Annotated in this window: 23 protein-coding genes; 19 read left to right on the plus strand and 4 right to left on the minus strand. The window is 56.1% G+C overall.

Translation table 11 applies throughout. The features are described 5' to 3' along the window. Positions 1–327: 327 nt before the first annotated feature. Positions 328–1,467, minus strand: a complete 1,140-nt coding sequence (gene queG, locus AFL22_RS14570) for a tRNA epoxyqueuosine(34) reductase QueG (RefSeq protein WP_052271671.1) — start codon at positions 1,465–1,467, stop codon at positions 328–330. On the opposite strand from queG, the gene nnr reads away from it, so the two are divergent. The 15 genes from nnr to AFL22_RS14645 all read left to right on the plus strand — a co-directional run bounded on the left by nnr (position 1,466) and on the right by AFL22_RS14645 (position 19,771). Continuing rightward, a complete protein-coding gene (gene nnr / locus AFL22_RS14575; protein ID WP_072123929.1) occupies positions 1,466–2,986 on the plus strand; it encodes a bifunctional ADP-dependent NAD(P)H-hydrate dehydratase/NAD(P)H-hydrate epimerase in 1,521 nt (506 codons plus the stop codon). The two genes, queG and nnr, sit on opposite strands and share 2 nt — an antisense overlap. Continuing rightward, entirely contained in the window at positions 2,983–3,459 is a 477-nt protein-coding gene (gene tsaE / locus AFL22_RS14580) for a tRNA (adenosine(37)-N6)-threonylcarbamoyltransferase complex ATPase subunit type 1 TsaE (RefSeq protein ID WP_010256103.1), read from the plus strand. The genes nnr and tsaE overlap by 4 nt, the downstream gene beginning before the upstream one ends. After that, entirely contained in the window at positions 3,456–5,126 is a 1,671-nt protein-coding gene (amiB, locus tag AFL22_RS14585; protein ID WP_052271672.1) for an N-acetylmuramoyl-L-alanine amidase AmiB, read from the plus strand. The genes tsaE and amiB overlap by 4 nt, the downstream gene beginning before the upstream one ends. A gap of 46 nt (positions 5,127–5,172) precedes the next feature. Further along, on the plus strand, positions 5,173–7,038 hold the full coding sequence (gene mutL, locus AFL22_RS14590) for a DNA mismatch repair endonuclease MutL (protein WP_052271673.1): 1,866 nt from the start codon (positions 5,173–5,175) through the stop codon (positions 7,036–7,038). After that, a complete protein-coding gene (miaA, locus tag AFL22_RS14595) occupies positions 7,031–7,981 on the plus strand; it encodes a tRNA (adenosine(37)-N6)-dimethylallyltransferase MiaA (RefSeq protein ID WP_010256112.1) in 951 nt (316 codons plus the stop codon). The genes mutL and miaA overlap by 8 nt, the downstream gene beginning before the upstream one ends. Before the next feature lie 104 nt (positions 7,982–8,085). Further along, entirely contained in the window at positions 8,086–8,397 is a 312-nt protein-coding gene (hfq, locus tag AFL22_RS14600) for an RNA chaperone Hfq (protein ID WP_010256116.1), read from the plus strand. 72 nt (positions 8,398–8,469) lie between these two features. Continuing rightward, positions 8,470–9,750: a ribosome rescue GTPase HflX gene (gene hflX, locus AFL22_RS14605; protein WP_010256119.1), complete on the plus strand. Its 1,281-nt coding sequence runs from the start codon at positions 8,470–8,472 to the stop codon at positions 9,748–9,750. Between the two features lie 227 nt (positions 9,751–9,977). Continuing rightward, positions 9,978–11,216, plus strand: coding sequence for an FtsH protease activity modulator HflK (gene hflK, locus AFL22_RS14610; protein WP_052271674.1), 1,239 nt, complete (start codon positions 9,978–9,980; stop codon positions 11,214–11,216). Positions 11,217–11,219: 3 nt separating this feature from the next. Then, positions 11,220–12,224 carry a protease modulator HflC gene (gene hflC, locus AFL22_RS14615; RefSeq protein ID WP_010256123.1) on the plus strand — a complete coding sequence of 335 codons (1,005 nt, stop codon included), beginning with the start codon at positions 11,220–11,222 and terminating at the stop codon, positions 12,222–12,224. A 57-nt stretch (positions 12,225–12,281) separates the two neighbouring features. Next, complete coding sequence (locus AFL22_RS14620; protein ID WP_010256126.1) at positions 12,282–12,482, plus strand: DUF2065 domain-containing protein; 201 nt, start codon at positions 12,282–12,284, stop codon at positions 12,480–12,482. Positions 12,483–12,648: 166 nt separating this feature from the next. Beyond that, entirely contained in the window at positions 12,649–13,947 is a 1,299-nt protein-coding gene (locus AFL22_RS14625) for an adenylosuccinate synthase (RefSeq protein WP_010256129.1), read from the plus strand. A 218-nt stretch (positions 13,948–14,165) separates the two neighbouring features. Further along, positions 14,166–14,609 (plus strand): nitric oxide-sensing transcriptional repressor NsrR, encoded by a 444-nt coding sequence (gene nsrR, locus AFL22_RS14630; RefSeq protein ID WP_010256130.1) that lies wholly within the window; start codon positions 14,166–14,168, stop codon positions 14,607–14,609. A gap of 16 nt (positions 14,610–14,625) precedes the next feature. Next, positions 14,626–17,118: a ribonuclease R gene (gene rnr / locus AFL22_RS14635; protein ID WP_010699805.1), complete on the plus strand. Its 2,493-nt coding sequence runs from the start codon at positions 14,626–14,628 to the stop codon at positions 17,116–17,118. A 69-nt stretch (positions 17,119–17,187) separates the two neighbouring features. Further along, positions 17,188–17,922 (plus strand): 23S rRNA (guanosine(2251)-2'-O)-methyltransferase RlmB, encoded by a 735-nt coding sequence (gene rlmB / locus AFL22_RS14640; protein WP_010699804.1) that lies wholly within the window; start codon positions 17,188–17,190, stop codon positions 17,920–17,922. A gap of 220 nt (positions 17,923–18,142) precedes the next feature. Next, positions 18,143–19,771 carry an isovaleryl-CoA dehydrogenase gene (locus AFL22_RS14645; protein WP_033780633.1) on the plus strand — a complete coding sequence of 543 codons (1,629 nt, stop codon included), beginning with the start codon at positions 18,143–18,145 and terminating at the stop codon, positions 19,769–19,771. Here the strand turns inward: AFL22_RS14645 and bsmA are convergent. Together bsmA and AFL22_RS14655 are read right to left on the minus strand one after the other, a co-directional pair. Then, positions 19,745–20,071, minus strand: a complete 327-nt coding sequence (gene bsmA / locus AFL22_RS14650) for a biofilm peroxide resistance protein BsmA (protein ID WP_010699802.1) — start codon at positions 20,069–20,071, stop codon at positions 19,745–19,747. The genes AFL22_RS14645 and bsmA overlap by 27 nt on opposite strands. A gap of 56 nt (positions 20,072–20,127) precedes the next feature. After that, positions 20,128–22,059, minus strand: coding sequence for a methyl-accepting chemotaxis protein (locus AFL22_RS14655; RefSeq protein WP_052271675.1), 1,932 nt, complete (start codon positions 22,057–22,059; stop codon positions 20,128–20,130). Between the two features lie 158 nt (positions 22,060–22,217). Between AFL22_RS14655 and yjfP the strand changes: the two genes are divergently transcribed. After that, a complete protein-coding gene (gene yjfP, locus AFL22_RS14660; RefSeq protein WP_052271676.1) occupies positions 22,218–22,967 on the plus strand; it encodes an esterase in 750 nt (249 codons plus the stop codon). Positions 22,968–23,015: 48 nt separating this feature from the next. On the opposite strand, the gene AFL22_RS14665 is transcribed toward yjfP, so the two are convergent. Beyond that, positions 23,016–23,222, minus strand: coding sequence for a hypothetical protein (locus tag AFL22_RS14665; RefSeq protein ID WP_010256150.1), 207 nt, complete (start codon positions 23,220–23,222; stop codon positions 23,016–23,018). 405 nt (positions 23,223–23,627) lie between these two features. Between AFL22_RS14665 and rpsF the strand changes: the two genes are divergently transcribed. From rpsF to rpsR, 3 genes are read left to right on the plus strand one after another with little or no spacing between them, the layout of a single operon-like run. Beyond that, positions 23,628–24,023, plus strand: coding sequence for a 30S ribosomal protein S6 (rpsF, locus tag AFL22_RS14670; RefSeq protein WP_003855334.1), 396 nt, complete (start codon positions 23,628–23,630; stop codon positions 24,021–24,023). A 6-nt stretch (positions 24,024–24,029) separates the two neighbouring features. Continuing rightward, entirely contained in the window at positions 24,030–24,347 is a 318-nt protein-coding gene (gene priB / locus AFL22_RS14675) for a primosomal replication protein N (protein WP_010256154.1), read from the plus strand. Positions 24,348–24,351: 4 nt separating this feature from the next. Then, a complete protein-coding gene (gene rpsR / locus AFL22_RS14680; protein ID WP_002210155.1) occupies positions 24,352–24,579 on the plus strand; it encodes a 30S ribosomal protein S18 in 228 nt (75 codons plus the stop codon). Positions 24,580–24,614: the final 35 nt, after the last annotated feature.

A 24,614-nucleotide genomic window follows, 5' to 3' on the forward strand; every position in this document is an offset into this window, starting at 1 on the left:
GTCCGTTAGCCGACTGTTTTACGTCGCGTGATTTTGATTGTTTCATGAAGGTTATCCACAGCACTGCACCCCATCATCTGCGCCTGTTACGGCGATCTGTAAATGGCTTTTGAACAGAGTTATCCACAACCTTGCAGGTTAACCGAAGCGATAGCCTCATTATTAAATAAACACAACTTTTATATAAGTTATTGATATTTATCATTATGAAAATATTTCAATTTGTTATTTAACAGCAAAATCAGCGTTGTTGCAGTTGAATGACAACAGCTTTTTATTTTTATTCACAGCATGTGGAAAACGATAATTCGCGATCAAGCTGTTCAATCACGCATCACGCGGTAAACCCTTCTCTACTGCACGAACCAGGCGCTTCTGCTGGGCAGGTTGCACTTCAACCACGAGTTGCTCGCGTTTCTGCTGCTGCTGCGTGATTGCCCACAGAATATGTTCATCCAGCAGGTCACTTTCACCGAGTCGTTGTTCCAGTACCTGAACGATTTCGGGCGACCAGGGCGCGTTACCCAGCGCCACTGCAATATTACGCAGCCAGCGTAAATGACCAATGCGGCGAATCGCTGAGCCTTCAGTGATGCGTAAAAACTTCGCTTCATCCCATTGAAACAGATCGATCAGCTCAGGGGCGTGTAGCGCCGCTCGCGGTGAAAAATCGCTTTCGTCACTGAGTTGTCCATAGCGATTCCACGGACAGATCAGCTGGCAGTCATCACAGCCATATATCCGGTTGCCCATCAGCGGGCGAAACTCTTCCGGGATCGCGCCTTCCAGCTCAATGGTGAGATAGGAAATACAGCGCCTGGCATCCACGACGTAGGGCTCAACGATCGCGCTGGTAGGGCAGATGGTCATGCAGGCGACACAGCGGCCACACTGCTCCTGCTGCGGTGTATCTATCGGTAGCGGAATATCGATCAGCAGTTCGCCGAGGAAAAACCATGAGCCTGCTTCCCGATTCAGTATCAGCGAATGTTTGCCGGTCCAGCCGAGTCCCGCTTTGGCTGCCAGCGGCCGCTCAAGCAGCGGGGCCGAATCCACAAACGGGCGAAAATTAAGCTCGCCACAATGCTGCTGGATCATTTCTCCGAGCTTTTTCAGTCGATTGCGCAATACTTTGTGGTAATCACGACCTAATGCATAACGGCTGACATAGCCCAGTTGGGGATTTTTCAACGTGCTGGCAAAGGCGGCTTTGGCCGGAAGGTAGTTCATGCGAACGCTGATAACGCGCAGCGTGCCGGGCAGCAGTTCATGAGGACGCACCCGCATCATGCCGTGTCGCGCCATCCACTCCATCTCGCCATGATACTGCTTATCCAGCCACGCCTGCAGGCGCGGCTCTTCCGCACTGAGATCGGTATCGGTGATGCCGACCTGCTGAAAGCCGAGATCCAATCCCCACTGTTTAATCTGTTGTGCGAATTGATGAAGATCGAGAGGGTATGACATGAGTAACCAGGATTCGAAGAAAAACAGCCGCAGTTTACCATATTCTGTCTGGCCTGCGCAGGCTGTGGCCCGGCTTGAGCAACAGGGGGCCGATGCGCTCGGCATTACGCTGTATGAGCTGATGCTGCGTGCCGGACAGGCCGCTTACGAGCATCTGACTGCGCACTGGCCAGAGGCCAGCCACTGGCTGATTCTGTGTGGTCACGGCAATAACGGTGGCGATGGTTATGTGCTGGCGCGACTGGGACAGGCGGCGGGCAAAACCGTTACGCTGCTGGCGTGCGAAAGTGAAAAAGCGTTGCCGGAAGAGGCGCAGCGTGCACGGGACGCGTGGCTGGATGCGGGCGGTGAAATTCATGCGGCCGATGCGGTCTGGCCAGAGCAGATCGATGTGATTGTGGATGCGCTGCTGGGAACCGGCAGTCATCGTGCGCCCGAAGAACCCTATGCCACGCTGATCCAGCAGGCGAACGCCCATGCGGCGCCGAAACTTGCCATTGATATGCCTTCCGGCTTATCAGCCCGCAATGGCACCGCGCCCGGTGAGGTAATTAATGCCAGCCATACGCTGAGTGTGGTTGCTCTTAAACCGGGCCAGATCACTGGCAAAGCGCGAGATTACATTGGAGAGCTTTACTATGCCGATCTCGGCCTGGCCGCTTTTCTGGCGGGCGAAGTGGCTCCCATTGCGCGTTATGATGCCAGCGCATTAACCCGCTGGCTCAAGCCGCGCAAACCAACCTCGCACAAGGGCAGTCACGGCCGGCTGCTGGTAGTGGGGGGCGATGCCGGTACCGCTGGCGCGGTACGGATGACGGCCGAAGCGGCGTTGCGCAGCGGTAGTGGGTTGGTGCGAGTACTTACTCACAAAGATAATATTATTCCGATCCTGACCGCCCGGCCCGAAATTATGGTCGATGAACTGACCGATGAGCGCCTGACGGAGGCGCTGGAGTGGGCCGATGTCATTGCGATAGGGCCCGGTCTGGGTCAGCGCGACTGGGGAAAGCGGGCGCTGAAGCGGGTAGCGAGCAGTGAAAAGCCGATGCTTTGGGACGCGGATGCACTTAACCTGCTGGCAATCAGTGCGGAGAAACGTCAGAATCGCATTATTACGCCGCATCCTGGAGAAGCGGCGCGTTTGCTGAATACCGAGACCAGTGAAATTGAGAGTGACCGCTTACATGCAGCGCAGACATTGGCGCAGCGTTATGGTGGTGTAGTGGTACTGAAAGGTGCCGGTACGCTGATTGCCAGCGAGCAAGGTGAAATGGCCTTTGCTGACGTGGGCAATGCCGGTATGGCCTCCGGCGGTATGGGCGATCTCCTGAGTGGAATCATCGCCTCGCTGGTGGGCCAGAAACTGACGCTGTTTGATGCGGCCTGCGCCGGCTGCGTTGCACATGGTGCCGCGGCCGATGCGGTCGCTGCGGAACGTGGTACGCGCGGTATGCTGGCAACTGATTTACTGGATCTGCTGTGGCAGTTTGTTAATCCTGAGATGAATAAAGAAGCATGAAGACCTGTGTTATCTCTTTGCCCGATGAGGCGGCTACGCTCAGTTTGGGCGCTCAGCTGGCGCGCGCCTGTGGCAGCGCGGCAGTGATTTATCTCTATGGCGATCTGGGGGCGGGTAAAACCACCTTCAGCCGCGGCTTTCTGCAGGCGCTGGGCCATCAGGGCAACGTCAAAAGCCCTACTTACACGCTGGTTGAGCCTTACACGCTGGACGACCGCACACTTTATCACTTCGACCTCTATCGTCTTGCCGATCCTGAAGAGCTTGAATTCATGGGCATCCGCGACTATTTCAGCGGCGATGCTATCTGCCTGGTTGAATGGCCGCAGCAGGGCGCCGGTTTTCTGCCGCCGCCCGATCTCACGCTAACGCTGCGTTACGTGGGTGAGGCGCGTGAAGCGGAACTGACGGCACAATCCTCGTCGGGCCAGCAATGGCTTGAACAATTTGGTCAGGGCAGGGATCAGGCATGATGTCACGGATGAAAATAGCGCTGGTGACACTGTTGCTGCTGGTCTGTACACCCCTGTTTGCCGCCACCCTGTCGGATATCAAAGTCGCTAATGGCGACAGCCAGGCAACCATCACCCTGAACTTTGCCGGACAACCTGTCTATGGCTTCTTCCCGCTGCGCAATCCTGACCGTGTGGTGCTTGATGTGCGCCAGAGCGGCGTGGTTCAGGGGCTGCCGTTAAATTTCAGCGGCGAAAACATCGTAAAGCGAATTCGCACCAGCACCCCGAAAGATAAACAGAGCGTGCGGCTGGTGTTTGAGCTGACGCAGGCGGGTAAAACCCGGGCGGTCACCCAGCGCAATGGCAACAGCTACAGCGTGGTCTTCACCATTACCGGTAAGCCACCTGCTGTTACGCGCAGTGTGCCTGCGCCGGTAACGGCCCCGACACGCGTGCCCACCCAGAGTGCCGCAGCGGCTAACCCCTTTAATTCGAATCCGGTGACGTCCGTGACCAGCACAGCCAGCACCGTGAGTCCTGGCCGGGCCGTCAGCCAGAATGATACCGTGATTGTGGCGATTGATGCCGGACATGGCGGTCAGGATCCCGGCGCTATCGGGCAGCGCGGACTGAAAGAGAAGAACGTCACGATCGCAATTGCACGTAAACTGCGGGTGTTGCTGAATAACGATCCGATGTTCAAAGGCGTCCTGACGCGTGATGGCGACTATTTTATCTCGGTTATGGGCCGCTCCGACGTGGCGCGTAAAGCCAACGCCAACGTGCTGGTTTCAATTCATGCTGACGCCGCGCCGAGCCATGCGGCGACCGGTGCATCGGTCTGGGTATTATCAAACCGCCGGGCCAATAACGAGATGGCTAACTGGCTGGAGCAGAAAGAGAAACAGTCTGAGCTGCTGGGCGGCGCAGGTGACCTGCTGGCCAACAGTCAGGCCGACCCCTACCTCAGCCAGGCGGTACTTGACCTGCAATTCGGTCACTCGCAGCGGGTCGGTTATGACATCGCCCAGAAAGTGTTGCAGCAGATGCGTAGCGTGACGTCGCTGCATAAACGTCTGCCTGAGCATGCCAGTCTTGGCGTGCTGCGTTCACCCGATATTCCTTCTTTGCTGGTGGAAACCGGCTTTATCAGTAATTCCTCGGAGGAGCGACTGCTTGGCAGTAGCGCACACCAGGATAAGATTGCGCAGTCGATCTATAAAGGTCTGCGCACTTATTTCCTGGCGCACCCGCTGCAATCCATCCCAAAGGAGGAAAACCGGCCGCTGGGCTCGTCGCCAGCGGTTAACGTCGCCAGCAACCCGGCGACCGGGGTGACGCAATATACCGGCGTAACTCAGCGCCATACGGTAACGCGCGGTGAGACACTTTCCGGGATTGCCGCGAAGTATGGCGTCAGCATGTCGACCCTGCGTGAAATGAACACCCTGAAGCGCGATGTGGTATGGGTCGGACAGCGGTTGAAAGTGCCGGCCAGTGCGGCCGCCAGCCGCACCACGCGCGCCGCACCACGCGGCGTTGTGCGTCATAAAGTGGTTGTGGGGGATTCACTGACCGGCATTGCCGCACATTATGGCGTCAGCCCGAAAGCGATAATGCAGACCAATAATCTGAAATCGACCAACGTCATGTTGGGGCAGAACCTGAAAATCCCTGCATCCTGATTGTTTGCCCGGCCGCTGCGCCGGGCGACCAGCTAAAAGGAAAACCATGCCGATACAAATTTTACCGCCCCAACTGGCAAACCAGATTGCGGCGGGTGAAGTGGTTGAACGTCCTGCATCGGTTGTAAAAGAGCTGGTGGAGAATAGCCTGGATGCTGGTGCAACGCGCATTGACGTTGATATTGAAAAGGGTGGCGCAAAGCTTATCCGCATTCGTGACAACGGCTGCGGCATCGTGAAAAGCGAGCTGTCGATGGCGCTGGCCCGACACGCCACCAGTAAAATCGCCTCACTGGATGACCTGGAAGCGATCATGAGCCTGGGTTTTCGCGGTGAAGCGCTCGCCAGTATCAGTTCTGTCTCCCGCCTGACCTTAACCTCACGTACCGCCGATCAAACCGAAGCCTGGCAGGCCTATGCGGAAGGGCGTGATATGACGGTAACGGTTAAACCGGCTGCGCATCCCTGTGGGACCACGCTCGAAGTGCTGGATCTGTTTTATAACACCCCAGCGCGCCGCAAATTTATGCGCACAGAGAAAACCGAGTTCGGTCATATCGACGAAGTGATCCGTCGTATTGCACTGGCGCGTTTTGATGTCGCGCTTTCACTGAGCCACAACGGCAAAATGATGCGTCAGTATCGGGCGGTCAGCGAAGAGAGCCAGCGCGAACGGCGACTGGCGGCTATCTGCGGCACCACGTTTATTCAGCATGCGCTGCGAATTGACTGGCAGCATGATGATCTCTCGCTGCGCGGCTGGGTCGCCGATCCCGCCGGTTCGCGCCAGGTCACCGAGTTACAATATTGCTACGTCAATGGGCGGATGATGCGCGACAAGCTGATTAATCACGCTATTCGCCAGGCTTTCCAGACCCAACTCCAGGATGACCAGCAGCCCGCTTACGTGCTCTATCTGGAGATCGATCCGCATCAGGTGGATGTCAACGTTCACCCGGCCAAGCATGAAGTGCGTTTTCATCAGTCACGCCTGGTGCATGATTTTATTTATCAGGGCGTGGTCAGCGCGTTACAGGCGATAGCGTCACCCATTTTGCCTGCGCTGCAGGCAGAAGAAGCCGCACCGCGCTGGCAGCCTGAAAACCGTCAGGCGGCGGGGGGGAATCATTTTGCGCAGCCTTCAGCGCCCGCCAGCGAGAATCAATCTTCAGCCTCCACGCGGCAAACACCGCCCGCAGCGGCGCCGGCCTGGCAAAACAAAGAGAACGTGTATCGTCAGCGTGAAGGCGCAGTTTATCAGCAGTTGCTGAAAACGCCTGTCAGCGCCACGCCGCCGCCAAAAGCCCGTGAACCGGCACCGCGTCCAGCCGAAAAACCCTCGCCGCTGGCCGCGCATGCCCAGAGTTTTGGTCGGGTACTGACCGTGTTGCAAAACCACTATGCGCTGCTGGAGCAGGATCAGAAGTTAATGCTGATGGCGCTGCCGGTCGCGGCGCGCTGGCTGAAACAGGCGCAGCTTGAACCGGGTGAAGATGGGCTTAAACCGCAACCCCTGCTGATTCCGGTGCGGCTCAAAATCGCCCTGGATGAACGGCAGGCCGCAAAAGAAAAGAGCAGCCTGCTCAATCAGATGGGTATTGATCTTCAGCCCGAAGGTGACCACGTGACCTTACGCGCGGTGCCTTTACCGTTACGAACACAAAATTTACAAATCTTGATTCCTGAGCTGTTAGGCTATCTCGCCCGGCAGCAGGAGATCTCTGCGACGCAACTGGCCCAGTGGCTGGCGCGGCGTCAGGATACAGAGTCCTCCGACTGGAATCACTCACAGGCGATCAACCTGCTGGCTGAGCTTGAACGGCTTTGCCCACAGCTACTGAAATCGCCGCCTTCAGGCTTATTACAGCCCATAGAGATTGAGAGCGCGATCAACGCGTTGAAGCATGAGTGAATTAAACCAGGCTGGCCGGCCAAAGGCTATTTTTTTGATGGGACCCACGGCTTCTGGCAAGACTGCTTTAGCAATTGAATTGCGTAAGCGGTTACCAGTGGAACTAATCAGCGTAGACTCTGCCTTAATCTATCGTCAGATGGATATTGGTACGGCGAAACCGTCGGCTGAGGAGTTAGCAGTGGCACCCCATCGTCTGCTCGACATTCGCGATCCCGCTGAAGCCTATTCGGCAGCGGAGTTCCGGCGGGATGCTTTAGCAGAAATGGCGGATATCGTTGAAGCCGGACGAATACCGTTGCTTGTTGGTGGAACCATGCTCTACTTCAAGGCGTTACTTGAAGGATTGTCGCCGTTGCCCTCGGCCGATCCCGACGTTCGTCAGCGGATAGAGCAAACGGCGCGTGAAAAAGGCTGGGAAGCTTTACACCGCCAGCTGTGTGAAATCGACCCGGTTGCCGGCAGTCGTATTCATCCGAATGATCCGCAGAGACTTTCGCGAGCACTGGAAGTTTTTTTTATTTCGGGTAAAACTTTAACGGAACTGACAAAAACATCCGGTGAAGCGTTACCCTACGACGTGCAACAGTTTGCCATCGCCCCCGCGAGCCGTGAATTGCTGCACCAGCGCATCGCGTTGCGTTTTGAGCAGATGTTGGCGTCAGGATTTGAAGCGGAGTCTCGGGCCCTTTTTGCACGAGGTGATTTGCATACGGACATGCCTTCCATTCGTTGTGTTGGCTATCGTCAGATGTGGTCTTATTTATCGGGCGAAATCGATTACAGCGAGATGGTTTATCGGGGAATTTGCGCAACCCGGCAGCTTGCTAAGCGACAGATGACCTGGTTACGCGGTTGGGAAAATGTTCACTGGCTTGACAGTGACGAGCCCCGGCTGGCGCGTGATACAGTGTTACAGGTTCTTAGTGCGAAGCATGGGTGATTGTGTACAATTGATGGGTTATCGTGCGCAAATTTTTACGCAGTTTTTTTCAGAACCATAGGTTCTACTTGCAACAAACAACAAGCATATAAGGAAAAGATAGAATGGCTAAGGGGCAATCATTACAAGACCCGTTTTTGAACGCACTGCGTCGTGAACGTGTTCCGGTTTCGATTTATCTGGTTAACGGTATTAAGTTGCAGGGTCAGATTGAGTCATTTGATCAGTTCGTCATTTTGTTGAAAAACACGGTGAGTCAGATGGTGTATAAGCACGCCATTTCTACCGTTGTTCCTTCACGCCCGGTTTCTCACCATAGCAATAATACCGGTGGCGGCAGCAACAATTATCATCATGGCGGCAGCAACACAACTGCGCAGCCACAGCCACAACAAGACGGTGATAACGCAGAATAACGCGTCACCGTACAGCCAGGAACGGAGAACAGCGGTTTTCCGTCCTGGTCTTTTATTTAGCGAGGTTATAGCTTGTTTGACCGTTATGAAGCCGGTGAGCAGGCCGTACTGGTACACATCTGGTTCTCCCAAGACAAAGAAGTAGAAGATTTGCAGGAGTTTGAAACCCTGGTCTCTTCTGCTGGCGTTGAGGCGCTGCAAGTGGTTACTGGCAGCCGCAAAGCGCCACACCCCAAGTATTTTGTCGGTGAAGGAAAGGCCGTTGAAATTGCCGATGCGGTAAAAACAACAGGAGCATCGGTCGTATTATTCGATCATGCCCTTACGCCCGCTCAGGAAAGAAACCTCGAGCGCCTGTGCGAATGCCGGGTCATTGATCGCACCGGTTTAATTCTGGATATCTTTGCCCAACGCGCACGTACCCACGAAGGTAAATTGCAGGTTGAGCTGGCACAGCTGCGCCATCTTGCGACACGTCTGGTGCGCGGCTGGACCCACCTTGAACGCCAGAAAGGCGGGATTGGTTTACGTGGCCCGGGTGAAACGCAGTTAGAAACGGACCGCCGACTGCTGCGCGGCCGTATCAGTCAGATTTTGTCTCGTCTTGAGCGAGTTGAAAAACAGCGTGAGCAGGGACGTCAGTCACGCGCCAAAGCGGATGTGCCAACGGTTTCGCTGGTGGGTTACACCAACGCCGGCAAGTCGACCCTCTTTAACGCCATGACCTCCGCCAATGTCTTTGCCGCAGACCAGCTGTTTGCGACGCTCGACCCCACACTGCGTCGTCTGAATGTTGCTGATGTCGGGGACGTGGTACTGGCGGACACGGTAGGCTTTATTCGCCATCTTCCTCACGATCTGGTTGCCGCTTTTAAAGCCACGCTGCAGGAGACACGTCAGGCGACGCTGTTAATGCACGTGATTGATGGGGCTGACCTTCGCGTCACGGAAAATATCGCCGCCGTCGATGCCGTACTGGAAGAGATTGAAGCGGACGAAATCCCGACGTTACTGGTGATGAATAAAATCGATATGCTCGACGGATTCGAACCGCGTATCGATCGTAACGAAGAAAACCTGCCAATCCGCGTCTGGCTTTCCGCCCAGACAGGCGCAGGCATTCCGTTGCTATGGCAGGCGCTGTCTGAGCGTCTGGCGGGTGAAATAGCCCAGCACGCATTACGTCTGCCACCGGAAGCGGGGCGACTTCGCAGCCGTTTCTATCAGCTGCAGGCGATTGAGAAAGAGTGGAATGAAGAAGACGGCAGTGTAGGATTGCAGATACGTATGCCCATTATTGAGTGGATGCGTTTATGTAAGCAGGAACCGTCGCTGACCAGTTACATTGTTTGATATTGCCCAAACGCATTTACCTTAAAAATTGAAGATTGTCGCACTTTCTTTGCATACCCGAATACGCTGGCGTTACCCGAGTATTTTGGATTTCAGCAAGGCGGCAACTGAGTGAATCCCCGGGAGCTTACGCAGGTAAGTGACCGGGGTGAGCGAAGGCAGCCAACACCGCTGCAATCCGAAAGCTGAAGGGTAAAAATCGTAATTACAATAAATGGAGTAGAAACATGGCGTGGAATCAGCCCGGAAATAACGGACAGGACCGCGACCCGTGGGGAAGCAGCAATAATCAAGGCGGCAACTCTGGGGGGAATAAGGGAGGACGGGAATCCGGGCCTCCTGATCTGGATGATATCTTCCGTAAGCTGAGCAAGAAGCTTGGTGGACTGGGCGGTGGCAAACAGAACGACAACGGTCAGCGCGGCTCCGGCAGCGGTGGCAAAATTGTTGGTATCGTGGCTGTTGCTGCTGTAGTCATCTGGGCTGCAAGCGGTTTCTACACCATCAAAGAAGCGGAACGTGGCGTGGTGACGCGCTTCGGTAAATTCAGTCATCTGGTCGAACCCGGCCTGAACTGGAAGCCGACATTCGTTGATCAGGTGCGTGCGGTTAACGTTGAATCGGTGCGCGAACTGGCTGCTTCTGGCGTCATGCTGACTTCAGATGAGAACGTGGTACGCGTTGAGATGAACGTGCAGTACCGCGTGACCGATCCGGAACGTTATCTTTATGCTGTGACCAGCGCGGACGACAGCCTGCGTCAGGCTACCGACAGCGCACTGCGCGGCGTGATTGGTCGCTCTACCATGGACCGCATCCTGACCGAAGGTCGTACTGTGGTGCGTAGCGATACCCAGCGTGAAATCGACGAGACGATTCGCCCTTATAACATGGGGATCGCGGTGCTGGACGTCAACTTCCAGGCTGCACGTCCGCCGGAAGAGGTGAAGTCTGCATTTGATGACGCGATTGCCGCACGCGAAAACCGCGAGCAGTATGTTCGCGAAGCCGAAGCTTACGCCAACGAAGTTCAGCCTCGTGCTAACGGCCAGGCGCAACGTATTCTGGAAGAGGCACGCGCTTACAAAGAGCGTACCGTTCTGGAAGCGCAGGGTGAGGTGGCGCGTTTCGCCAAGATCCTGCCTGAGTATAAAGCTGCACCCGAAATCACCAAAGAGCGTCTCTATATCGAGACCATGGAACGTGTGCTGAGCCATACCCGCAAAGTACTGGTTAACGATCGGAGTAATAACCTGATGGTGCTGCCGCTGGATCAACTGATGCGTGGCGGTCAGACTTCATCGGGCCAGAATGGTCAGAAAGGCGCGAACGGTTCTTCGCAGCCTGCGCGCTCCGATAGCAGTGCCAGCCGCAATGAAACGTCGTCATACAGTCCGGACAACATCATGGATCAGCGTCGGGCGAATGCTCAGCGCAGCGACAGCCAGCGCGAAGGGAGAGAGTAATCGATGCGTAAGCCAATAGTATTTTTAATCATTGTCGTGCTGGTGGCGCTCTATGCGTCCCTGTTTGTGGTGCAGGAAGGGCAGCGAGGCATTGTTCTGCGCTTCGGTAAAGTCCTGCGCGACGGCGAAAACAAACCGCAGGTGTTTGAGCCGGGTCTGCATTTCAAGATTCCATTCCTGGAAACGGTTAAAACGCTGGATGCGCGTATCCAGACCATGGATAACCAGGCCGATCGCTTCGTCACCAAAGAGAAGAAAGATCTGATCGTGGACTCCTACATCAAGTGGCGTATCAGCGACTTCAGTCGCTACTACCTGGCCACCGGTGGCGGTGATGTCTCTCAGGCGGAAGTGCTGCTGAAACGTAAGTTCAGTGACCGCTTGCGTTCTGAGATGGGTCGTCTGGATGTGAAAGATATCGTAACGGACTCCCGTGGTCGTCTGACTACCGATGTGCGTGACGCGCTGAATACCGGCTCTGCAGGCAACGATGATGAAATCGCAACCCCTGCGGCTGATGACGCGATTGCCAGTGCAGCGGCCCGTGTCGAGCGTGAAACCAACAGCAGCGAGCCAGCACCAAACCCGAACAGTATGGCGGCGTTAGGTATTCAGGTGGTGGATGTTCGCATCAAGCAGATCAACCTGCCGACTGAAGTGTCTGATGCGATCTTTAACCGTATGCGTGCTGAGCGTGAAGCGGTAGCGCGTAGCCAGCGTTCACAGGGTCAGGAAGAGGCGGAAAAACTGCGCGCCCAGGCCGATTACCAGGTCACCCGTACTCTGGCTGAAGCCCAGCGTGAAGCGCTGATTACACGCGGTGACGGTGATGCGGAAACGGCGCGGTTGTTTGCCGATTCGTTCAGCAAAGATCCTGACTTCTACGCCTTTATTCGTAGCCTGCGTGCCTATGAAAACAGCTTCAATAGCGATCAGGATGTGATGGTGTTAAGCCCGGATAGCGACTTCTTCCGATATATGAAGGCGCCCTCTAACGCGACACGCTAAGAACTGATATAACCTGTGGGCCGACAATGTTGTCGGCCCTTTTTTTTGGGTATCAGAATGAAAACAAGCATCTGGATGGCGCTGGCGCTGGTGTTAGTGCTGGAAGGGTTGGGACCGATGTTTATGCCGCGCGCCTGGCGACGCATGATCCTGACGATGACGCGGTTGCCCGATCGTCTGCTGCACCGCTTTGGTGGAGGACTGGTCGTTGCTGGCATGGTGATTTACTGCATGCTCAGCCTGCACGGTAACCTCTGAGGCTGACGTTCAGACCGGCTAAATTGTGCCTTTCAACGCTATTATCCCCAACATGTTGTAGTGATCAAAACTCAGGCAAAAAAGCGCGCAATCGTATGCTAAAAGTGCTGAAAACCACGGGATCAGATGGTAGAATCCTTTTTTAAGCAATCGGTGATTTTGAGAAATGGGTAAGAACGTCGTCGTACTGGGCACCCAATGGGGTGACGAAGGTAAAGGTAAGATTGTAGACCTTCTGACTGAGCGCGCGAATTACGTTGTGCGTTATCAAGGCGGCCACAATGCGGGCCACACGCTTGTCATCAACGGTGAAAAAACCGTCCTCCACCTGATCCCTTCTGGCATTCTGCGCGATAACGTCACCAGCATCATTGGTAACGGCGTAGTGCTCTCTCCTGAAGCCTTAATGAAAGAGATGAAAGGCCTGGAAGCGCGCGGGATTCCGGTACGTGAACGTCTGCTGATTTCTGAAGCCTGTCCGCTGATCCTGCAATATCATGTTGCGATGGATATGGCGCGTGAACGTGCTCGTGGCGCCAAAGCGATTGGTACCACGGGGCGTGGCATCGGACCGGCTTATGAAGATAAAGTCGCTCGCCGTGCCCTGCGCGTCAGCGACCTGTTTAACAAAGAAACCTTTGCTGCCAAGCTGAAAGAAGTGGTCGATTTCTACAACTTCCAGCTGGTGGAGTACTACAAAGAGCCGGCAGTCGACTTCGATAAAGTGCTGAGTGATGTGATGGAAGTCGCTGACATCATCACTGGCATGGTCGTTGACGTCTCTGAACTGCTGGACGTCGCGCGTAAGCGTGGCGATCTGATTATGTTTGAAGGTGCGCAGGGTACGCTGCTGGATATCGATCACGGTACCTATCCGTACGTGACCTCATCCAACACCACCGCAGGTGGCGTAGCGACCGGTTCAGGCATTGGCCCGCGTTATGTCGACTACGTGCTGGGTATTGTGAAAGCTTACTCAACCCGCGTTGGCGCAGGCCCGTTCCCGACCGAGCTGTTCGATGAAACCGGCGAATTCCTCTGTGCGCAGGGTAATGAGTTTGGCGCGACCACCGGTCGTCGTCGTCGTACCGGCTGGCTGGATGCGGTAGCGGTTCGCCGCGCGGTCCAGATCAACTCCCTGTCAGGTTTCTGCATGACCAAGCTGGACGTGCTGGATGGCCTGAAAGAGGTGAAGATCTGTGTGGCTTATCGTATGCCTGATGGCCGCGAAGTAACCACCACGCCACTGGCGGCAGAGAACTGGGAAGGCATTGAGCCGATCTACGAAACCCTGCCAGGCTGGAGCGAGACAACGTTTGGCGTCAAGACGCTGGAAGGTTTGCCTCAGGCTGCGCGTGACTACATCAAGCGTGTGGAAGAGGTAACGGGTGTGCCGATTGATATCATCTCAACCGGCCCTGATCGTAGTGAAACAATGATTCTGCGCGACCCGTTCGACGCGTAATCATTCAGGCCGGACGCTGTCCGGCCCTTGTTTTTCCATTCTTTGATGCCACTTAACCTCCCTTCGCTTGTCAAACCTTCTGCTGGCTTAAAAAAGCGCACGGCCAGACAGACTCTGGTTTATCATCGTAGCTAATCGAATGGCGATCCGATTTAATCCTGGCATCAATCACAGGGCGAATAAGGTCATGCCGCGCCTGAAGGTTCACTGAGGTTACTGTGCAGCTCACGAGTTTTACTGATTATGGCTTACGGGCACTGATTTATCTGGCATCGTTGCCGGAAGGTCAGCAGACCAATATTACGGAAGTGACGAACACTTATGGTTTGTCCCGTAATCATATGGTCAAAATCATCAATCAGCTGAGCCGGGCGGGCTATGTCGCCGCAACGCGTGGTAAAAACGGGGGCATTCGTCTGGGTATGCCAGCTCGTCAGATTGTCATTGGCGACGTGGTACGTAAGATGGAACCACTACAATTAGTGGATTGCGCGTCCTGTTCCATCACGCCAGCCTGTCGTCTGAAGCAGGCGTTACATGATGCGGTGCAGCGATTTTTGCAGGAGCTGGATAGCTATACGTTGGCAGATCTGGTCGAAGGAAATACACCACTTTATGAGATCATCTTGTCCAGATCGCCGGTGGAAATAAATATTAAATGACATCGGAGGAACCGCTATGTCAAAAGATCCTTTTCAGGATAGAGAAGCTGAAAAATACGAAAACCCTATTCCGAGCCGTGAATTTATTCTGGCTCTGTTAGAAAAACGTGAAAAACCGGCCAGCCGCGAAGAGCTGGCTGAAGAGATGAATCTGCAGGAAGAAGAACACCTTGAGGCGCTGCGTCGCCGCCTTCGCGCCATGGAGCGTGATGGTCAGCTGGTGTTCACCCGCCGTCAGTGTTATGCCCTGCCAGAACGTCTTGATCTCCTGCGCGGTAAAGTCATTGGCCACCGCGATGGCTACGGCTTCCTGCGGGCAGAAGGTCAGAAAGATGACCTCTACCTTTCCGCAGAACAGATGAAATTCTGTATGCACGGTGACGTGATCCTGGCGCAGCCGCTGGGTGCCGATCGCAAAGGCCGCCGCGAAGCGCGCGTGGTCCGGGTGCAGGAACCCCGCAACAATCAGATCGTTGGCCGTTACTTTACCGATGCCGGTGCCGGCTTCGTGGTACCGGACGACAGTCGCCTGAGTTTTGACATCCTCATCCCGCCTGAAGAGACGATGAATGCCCGCATGGGTTCCGTGGTGGTGGTTGAGCTGGTCCAGCGTCCGAACCGTCGCAGCAAAGCGATCGGTAAAATCGCCGAGATTCTGGGCGATGATATGGGTACCAGCCTGGCCGTGGATATGGCGCTGCGTACGCATGAAATCCCGCACACCTGGCCGCCGGAAGTGGAAGCTCAGGTCAGCAAACTGAAAGAAGAAGTCCCGGAAGAGGCCAAAAAAGGCCGCGTCGATCTGCGTAAGCTGCCGCTGGTCACCATCGATGGTGAAGATGCCCGTGACTTTGATGATGCTGTTTACTGTGAGAAGAAGCGCGGTGGCGGATGGCGTCTGTGGGTAGCTATCGCGGATGTCAGCTATTACGTCCGTCCGGGCACCCCACTGGATGACGAAGCGCATCAGCGCGGAACCTCGGTCTACTTCCCGTCGCAGGTTGTGCCGATGCTGCCGGAAGTGCTGTCGAATGGCTTATGTTCGCTTAACCCGCAGGTCGATCGCCTCTGTATGGTGTGCGAGATGACCATCTCGACCAAAGGTAAACTGACCGGCTTCAAGCACTACGAAGCGGTGATGAACTCCCATGCGCGTCTGACCTACAACAAAGTCTGGAACATCCTGCAGGGCGACAAAGAGCTGCGTCAGCAGTATGCGCCGCTGGTTAAAGACCTTGAAGAGCTGAACAACCTCTATCATGCGCTGGAAGCCGCTCGTGAAGAGCGCGGCGGTATCTCGTTTGAAACGGAAGAGGCGAAGTTTATCTTCAACGCCGAGCGCCGTATTGAGCGTGTTGAGCGCGTGTCACGTAATGACGCTCATAAGCTGATCGAAGAGTGCATGATCCTGGCGAACATCGCCTCGGCACGCTTCGTTGAGAAAAATCAGGAACCGGCGCTGTTCCGCGATCACGATCGTCCGACCGACGAAAGCATCAAGAGCTTCCGTACCGTGCTCAACGAGCTGGGACTGAGCCTGCCTGGTGGCAATAAACCGCAGCCAATCGACTATGCGGCGCTGCTGAAGCAGGTTGCCGATCGTCCTGATGCGGAAATGCTGCAAACCATGCTGCTGCGTTCGATGAAGCAGGCCGTTTACGATCCGGAAAATCGCGGTCACTTTGGTCTGGCACTCTCTTCGTATGCGCACTTTACCTCGCCAATCCGTCGTTACCCGGATCTGACGCTGCATCGCGCCATTAAATATCTGCTGGCAAAAGAGCAGGATGAAGGTAAAGGCCTGGTACAGCGCGCCATTAAATACCTGATGCCGAGAGATCGCAGCGTAGCCAAAGATATGACGACAGCAACCGGCGGCTATCACTACGAGATGCCGCAGATGCTGCAACTGGGCCTGCACTGTTCCCTGACCGAACGCCGCGCCGATGAAGCGACCCGTGACGTCGCGGACTGGCTCAAGTGTGACTTCATGCAGGATCAGGTTGGCAACGTCTTCAACGGCGTCATTTCCAGCGTGACCGGATTTGGCTTCTTTGTACGCTTAAGCGATCTGTTCATTGATGGTCTGGTCCACGTTTCGACGCTCGACAACGATTACTACCGTTTTGACCCGGTAGGTCAGCGTCTGATCGGTGAATCGGGCGGTCGCACCTATCGTCTGGGTGACACGGTTGAAGTGCGTGTTGAAGCCGTCCATATGGATGAGCGTAAAATCGACTTTGCCCTGATCTCCAGCCAGCGTCAGGTACGTGGTGAAGGCAAAACCGCACGCGACCGGGCGAAGCGTGACGACAAAGCGCCAGCGAAACGCCGTCGTGATGCGAGCAAGAAGTCCAACTTCGAGCCGGACGCCGCTTTCCGGGGCGACAAGGGCAAGCCCGCCGCTGCAAATACCGAGAATAAAAGTAAAAACGTCTCGGAAAAAACCCGTAAAATCGCCGCCGCCACCCGGGCGAAGCGCGCCAGAAAAAAGGCGCAGCCTGACTGATGCGCGCACCCGCCCTTTCTCACTGAGAAAGGGCGGTCATTCATTCATTTCCAAACACTGAGCAGATCGATGAGCGAAATTATTTTTGGTATCCATGCCGTGCAGGCGCTGCTGGAACGTGATCCACAACGATTCCAGGAAGTCTTTATCCTCAAAGGCCGCGACGATCGTCGCCTGCAACCCGTGGTCGCCGCGCTGGAAGCTCAGGGGGTCGTGATTCAGCTGGCCGAGCGCAAGTGGCTCGACAGCCAGGTTGAAGGCGGTGTACATCAGGGTATTGTGGCGCGGGTAAAACCGGGTCGTCAGTATCAGGAAGGCGACCTGCCGGATCTGCTGCAGAGCCTGGACAAACCCTTCCTGCTGGTGCTGGACGGGGTCACCGATCCGCACAATCTGGGTGCCTGCCTGCGCAGTGCCGATGCGGCCGGTGTTCACGCGATTATCGTGCCGAAAGATCGCTCTGCTCCCCTGAATGCAACGGCCAAAAAAGTGGCCAGCGGCGCGGCAGAAAATGTGCCGTTGATCCGCGTCACCAACCTGGCACGTACCCTGCGTCTTCTGCAGGAGTACAACATCTGGGTTGTCGGTACCGCAGGTGAAGCTGACCATACCGTCTTCCAGAGCAAAATGACCGGTCCGATGGCGCTGGTGATGGGCGCGGAAGGGGAAGGCATGCGTCGTCTGACCCGTGAGCATTGCGATGAGCTGATCAGCATTCCGATGGCGGGCAGCGTCTCTTCGCTGAATGTCTCGGTTGCTACGGGTGTCTGCCTGTTTGAAGCGGTGCGTCAGCGCAACGCCTGATCCCCGATGTGATCCTCGCCACAAATTAGTTCCTGTACCAGGCATAACTGCGCGTCATTCGTATATACCCAAAGGATTTCGGGTTGCATTGAGGCGGCAAGAGAACGAATCCCGATGAGCTTACATGAGTAAGTGATTCGGGTGAGTGAACGCAGCCAACAAAAATGCAGCTTGAAAGACGACGGGTATACTTACTGAGTGACATCCGCGAGGAGTGGTTATGACCTGGACAACACACACCGTTTTTAATCAGCCCCATCCTCTGAGCAACAGCAACCTGTTCCTGTCTGATACGCCGCTCGGCGAGGCACTGTCACGCGAAGGCGCCGGATGGGATCGGGAGTGGCTGGCTTCGGTAGGCCGACAGCTGGGCAGCGCCGAGTCGCTGGAACTGGGCCGGCTCGCCAACGCGGAGCCACCTGAACTGCTGCGCTACGACGCCCGCGGCGTACGGATGGATGAAGTCCGTTTTCACCCCGCCTGGCACCTGCTGATGCAGGGTGTCTGCGCCAGCCGCCTGCATAATCTCAGCTGGCATCCCACAGTACGTGAACAGGCCAGCGTGGCGCGCGCTGCGCGCTTTATTCTGCATGCGCAGGTTGAAGCGGGCACGCTTTGCCCGGTGACCATGACGCACGCGGCCATTCCACTGCTGCAGACTTATCTGCCCGCCGCGTTCGAAGGCTGGCTCGATCCGCTGCTCAGCGATCGTTACGACACCCATGCGCAGCCCGGCGACCAGAAACGGGGTCTGCTGATTGGTATGGGCATGACGGAAAAACAGGGCGGCAGCGATCTGCTCACCAGCACCACCCGGGCCGAGCCGCTGGGCGCGCGCGGCCCAGGTGAAGCCTACCGGCTGACCGGCCACAAATGGTTCTTCTCGGTGCCGCAGAGCGATGCGCATCTGGTGCTGGCGCAGACGCCCGCCGGATTAAGCTGTTTCTTCCTGCCGCGCCTGTTGCCTGACGGGTCACGCAACGCCATCCAGCTTGAGCAGCTTAAAGATAAGCTGGGTAATCGCTCAAATGCCAGTTGTGAGGTGGAGTTTCGCGATGCGACCGGCTGGCTGCTGGGAGAAGAGGGCGAAGGCGTGCGGCTGATCCTTAAAATGGGCGGTATGACGCGCTTCGACTGCGCACTCGGCAGTCATGGTCAGATGCGGCGTGCATTCTCGGTGGCACTCTGGCATGCACATCAGCGCCAGGTGATGGGGAAAAACCTGGTGGATCAGCCGCTGATGCGTCAGGTTCTGGCACAGCAGGCGCTGCAGCTGGAGGGACAAACCGCGCTGCTGATGCGGCTGGCGCGCGCCTGGTCACAACCGGCAAAACCGCATGAGGTCACGTTTGCCCGCTTATTCACTCCGGCTGCAAAATATCAAATCTGCAAAGCGGGAGCCCCGTTCGTCGCGGAGTCGATGGAAGTGCTGGGTGGCATCGGCTACTGCGAAGCGAGCGAGCTGCCGCGCCTCTATCGTGACATACCGGTCAACAGCATCTGGGAAGGGTCGGGCAACGTGATGTGTCTTGACGTACTGCGCGTGCTCACCCGTCAGGCAGAGGTTTCGGAGATGCTGAGTCAGGAATTTGAAGCGGTGAAAGGGAGTAATCGTCATTTCGATGCGCGCTGGCGTCAGTTACGGCTGCGAATGAGCAAAGTCCCCGAAGAGCAGGCGCGCGAGGTGACCCGCACGCTGCTGCAGCTTGCGACCGGCGCTCAGCTACTGAAATATGGCGAACCGCCGCTGGCGGATGCATGGTGCCAGCAGTGGCTCGATCGGCGTGGCTCCCGCCCCCTTGAGGCAGCAATCACAGACCGTTTACTGGCCCGTGCCTGTGGCAGGTGATGCGCCGTAAAGAATCGCGCTGGCGTACCAGAGACCGGGCATTACCGTTTCACTCAGCGCCACGATCTGATAGTAAGCCGCACCGGCCTGGTTAGCCCGGGTGGCCACGGCCCGCCCGGCATCATCCGGTGAGCCGCGCACGTTAACGGTAATATTGCCCAGTTTCGGCAAACCACCACTCTGCGCCCGTGAAATCTCCTGCGCCTGTTGCGTCGGCGCGGGCGGTGCTTTTGGCGTGGTCTCAAGCGCGGAACAGCCTGCCAGCAGCAGGCTTATCATCAGTAAATAAGCGAAACGCATAGCAAAACCCTCTTTCAGGACGAAGCATTAAGTGTATGTCATCGCCCTGAATGGCGTCAGGATTTAAGGCTGAATACGCTGACCAGCTGGGTCAGGTGATGCCCTTTATCACTCAGGTTCTGCGCGCTGTTTTCCGCCTGTGTCACCAGTTCGCTGTTCTGGTGAGTCGCCTGGCTGATCTGGTTCATCGCCAGATTAACCTGGCCGATGCCTGCCGCCTGCTGCTGCGCCGCCACGTTGATCTCGCCCATCAGCGCCTGCACCTGCTCGATGTGGGTCACAATGTCGCTCATCGCATCGCGCGTCTGCTCAGATAATTGATGGCCTTCCGCCACGTTGCTGATGGAGGTCGCAATCAGTCCATCAATCTCTTTAGCGGCCTGCGCAGAACGCTGTGCCAGCGCACGCACTTCTGCGGCCACCACGGCAAAGCCACGGCCCTGTTCCCCGGCACGTGCCGCTTCAACGGCGGCATTCAGCGCCAGGATATTGGTCTGGAAGGCGATCGACTCAATCACGTGGGTGATATCCGCAATGCTTTGTGATGAAACCTTAATTGCCGACATGGTGTTGACCGAGCGCACCACCGTCTGGCTGCCGTGACTGACGATATCGCTGGCTTCGGCCACCAGTGACATCGCCTGACGCAGGCTGTCTGCGGTGTGTTCAACCGTCGCGCCAAACTGCTCCATGCTGGCAGAGGTCTGCTCCACGCTGCTGGCCTGACGCCCGATCTGCTCGCTGATGTTATGACTGCTGGCCGCGATGGTGTCTGTGCCGTCGCTGATCTCCTGCGCCGCGCCGCGTACCTGGCTGACGATTTTCTCCAGACCATCGCCAATGCCGTTGATCGCAACGATCAACTGGCCCACTTCATCGCGACGCTGGGTATCCATATGGACCTGCAGATTCCCGGCGGCATATTGCTCCGCCAGATGGATCACCTGCTGCAGCGGACGGGTAATCGCCCGACGGCTGTACCAGACAAACCCCAGCGCAAAGACCACCACCAGAATCAGTCCGGTTATCAGGAACAGGTTACGGCTATGCGTAATCGGGGCGAGCAGGCTTTCACGGTTAACTTCGCCGGCGATCACCCAGTTCCAGCCCGGCAGCTGCTGCCAGGCCAGAATCTGGTGCTCGCCGTTGATCTCTGCCTGCAGCATGCCCTGCGGCTGAGTCAGCAGCGGCTGGAGTGTCGCGTCATCCCAGGCGGGTCGTTTTCCTTCGTCGTGCTGATCGAACAGATACTCTCCCTGCGTCTTACCGGGGGTGCCGTTGAGCACAAAGAAATGACCACTATCACCCAGCTTGCGTGCCAGGATTTTTTCACGCATCAGCGCATACTGCTTATCAATGCCAACGCCGACAAACAGGATGGCGACAACCTTGCCACTCTCATCTTTTACCGGCTGATATTGTGTGATGTAGCGATGGCCGAACAGCGTCGCCAGCCCCTGATAGACGTCGCCCTGACTGACGCTTTTCCAGGCGGCGCCGTTGCGGTCAAGCTGCGTACCGATTGCGCGACTGCCATCCTGCTTTTTCAGCGAGGTGGAAATACGGATAAAATCATCGCCGTCACGCACAAAAATGGTCGCCACGGCGGCGGTGCGTTCGGTGAAATCGTCTACCGCGGTCTGGTCGAGGTTCAGCGTTTTTAACCCGGCGCGCAGCACCGGCGTCGAAAAGGCACCGACCTGCACCCGGGAGTCTTCATCCAGGCTAAAGCGCTTAGGCAGGAAGCTGGTAAACAGACTGGTGTAGTGAGCCACCTCTTCGGTGAGGGTGGCGTTGAACATGGTGGCCATTTCACTGATGCCCTGCACCTGGTTTTGCATGTCATCGATGGCGAGATTTTCCAGCTGCCGCGAAGCGGTGTGGCTCTGGGTCAGCGTCAGAACCAGCAACAATAACGCTACGCTGAGAGACGTCAGTACAGACAGCTTAACTCCAAGACTCAGGCCGCTGAGAGAGAGACGCTTCATAAATTACCTTTGATCAAGTTAGGGGGACACAACATCAACGGCAAAGCGCGGGAAAAGTTTAGGCCGAAATCTGGCGACTAAACGCAGCAGGGGATTTCGTAAATTAACCCGCAGACGTACACTCAATCGGCACGCCTTGCCCCTTCTCAGGAGAGACCATGATTGAACTCACCACAGAAACGCTGGCCGGTATCGAATGCCTGCACGCCACGCCTGCCGGACAACGGCATCAGCCACTGCCTACCGTGCTGTTTTATCACGGCTTTACCTCTTCAAAAGAGGTCTACGCCTACTTCGCTGTCGCGCTGGCACAGGCGGGGTTCCGGGCGGTGATGCCGGATGCAGATCTGCACGGCGCGCGCTATCACGGTGATGCCGATGCACGCCTTGGCCGCTTCTGGGAGATTCTGAAACAGAACATTGATGAGCTGCAGCAGCTGGAATCGGCGCTGCGCGCTGACGATCTGATCGCCGGCGAGCGTTTTGCGGTGGCGGGCGCGTCGATGGGCGGCATGACGGCGCTGGGCGCGATGGCGCGTTATCCGCAGATTCAGAGCGTCGCCTGCCTGATGGGATCGGGCTATTTTATGCAGCTCAGTCAGTCGCTGTTTCCGCCGCTGGTAGCCGACACGCCTGAGCAGCAAGCGCAGTTTGCTGCCCGCATGGCACCGCTGGCCGACTACGATCCCTGCAACCGGCTGGAGGCACTGGCAAACCGTCCGCTGCTGTTGTGGCATGGTGAGGCGGATGAGGTGGTGCCCTGGGCGGAGAGCATACGGCTGGAGAGGGCGCTGCGTGACAACGGGCTGGCGCAGCATCTGACTTCGCTGTCTGAAAAACAGATTGGACATAAGATCACGCCATCAGCATTGACGGCGCTGGTCAGCTTTTTTAAACAGCAGCTATAAAAATGAGCGGGCGGAGAGTGGATCTGCCGCCCGTAAATTTACCGGCACTTACCAGTGCGCAGACGATTTTTCTGCTGCTCTGGCAGGCGCGTTGACCGGATTCTTTTGTGGCGCATCCAGCCGATTAACGTAGATATAACCCGATGCCGCTTCGCTGCTGTGACTTCTTATCTGCTGCGCACAGTCAGCATTGCTGGCAAGAGCGGGTGGAGACAGGAAGAGACCCAGTAAAGTGGCGATGACGAACGTTTTCATGCCCGACTCCTCACTTCAGGGAACACACTCTGTTAGACGCCGATAAGCCAAACCGTAGCGTCTGCATTAAGTTTAGCGACTGTGCACATTATCGCCATATCGTCCGCCTGAACCTCTTTATCAGCTTTTTTGAACCTTTCCCGCTTAACGCGCTGTATTCACATGATTAGCACGAAAAGCTACCGTATATGGCACGCCGGATGGCATTTGTTGAAATGTGCGCTTGAGTTTAGCCGTCGCCGCCAGTATGATTACGCGTCAATTTTTCAGCCGCATTCTCAGGCTGTGTCCCACAAACGCTCGTCACAACGAACCTTTGTGGGACACAGCCTATAACGTTCCTTGCTTCCATGGGCCGCGGTTGACCCCGACAGGAGGCTGAATAATCCGTAAGGAGCAATTTCGATGCGTCATTACGAAATCGTATTTATGGTTCATCCTGACCAGAGCGAACAGGTTCCTGGCATGATCGAGCGTTACACTGGTGCTATCACTGGTGCAGAAGGCACGATTCACCGTCTGGAAGACTGGGGCCGCCGTCAGCTGGCTTACCCGATCAATAAACTGCACAAAGCGCATTACGTTCTGATGAACGTTGAAGCGCCGCAGGAAGCGATCGATGAGCTGGAAACGAACTTCCGCTTCAACGACGCCGTTATCCGTAGCATGGTTATGCGCGTTAAAAACGCGGTAACTGAAGCATCGCCGATGGTTAAAGCGAAAGATGAGCGTCGTGATCGTCGCGAAGATTTTGCTAACGAATCCGCTGATGAGTCAGATGCTGGGGATTCTGAAGAGTAATCCATCGTGACGGTTAATCGACTTCGCCTGTCTGGCACTGTGTGCAAGACACCGGTTCGAAGAGTTAGCCCGTCAGGAATTCCTCACTGTCAGTTCGTGCTTGAGCACCGCTCAGTGCAGGAGGAGGCCGGGTTTCACCGGCAAGCCTGGTGTCGTATGCCGGTTATTATCAGCGGCAGCGCCCATCAGGTGATTACTCAACATATAACGGTCGGCACGCAACTCACACTCGACGGTTTCATTAGTTGCCATCAGGCACGAAATGGCCAGAGCAAAGTGGTGTTCCATGCCGAGCAGATTGAATTGATAGATTCTGGAGACTAGCCTAATGGCACGTTATTTCCGTCGTCGCAAGTTCTGCCGTTTCACCGCGGAAGGCGTTGTTGAGATCGATTACAAAGACATCGCAACGTTGAAAAACTACATTACCGAAAGCGGTAAAATTGTCCCGAGCCGTATCACCGGTACTCGTGCAAAATACCAGCGTCAGTTGGCTCGCTGCATCAAGCGTGCGCGTTACCTGTCTCTGCTGCCGTACACTGATCGTCATCAGTAATCGGCAACTGTCCATTAACGACTTTAAGAGGATAA

Origin of the sequence: Pantoea sp. CFSAN033090, from assembly GCF_001264395.1 — a bacterium.
Taxonomy (GTDB): Bacteria; Pseudomonadota; Gammaproteobacteria; order Enterobacterales; family Enterobacteriaceae; genus Pantoea; species Pantoea agglomerans.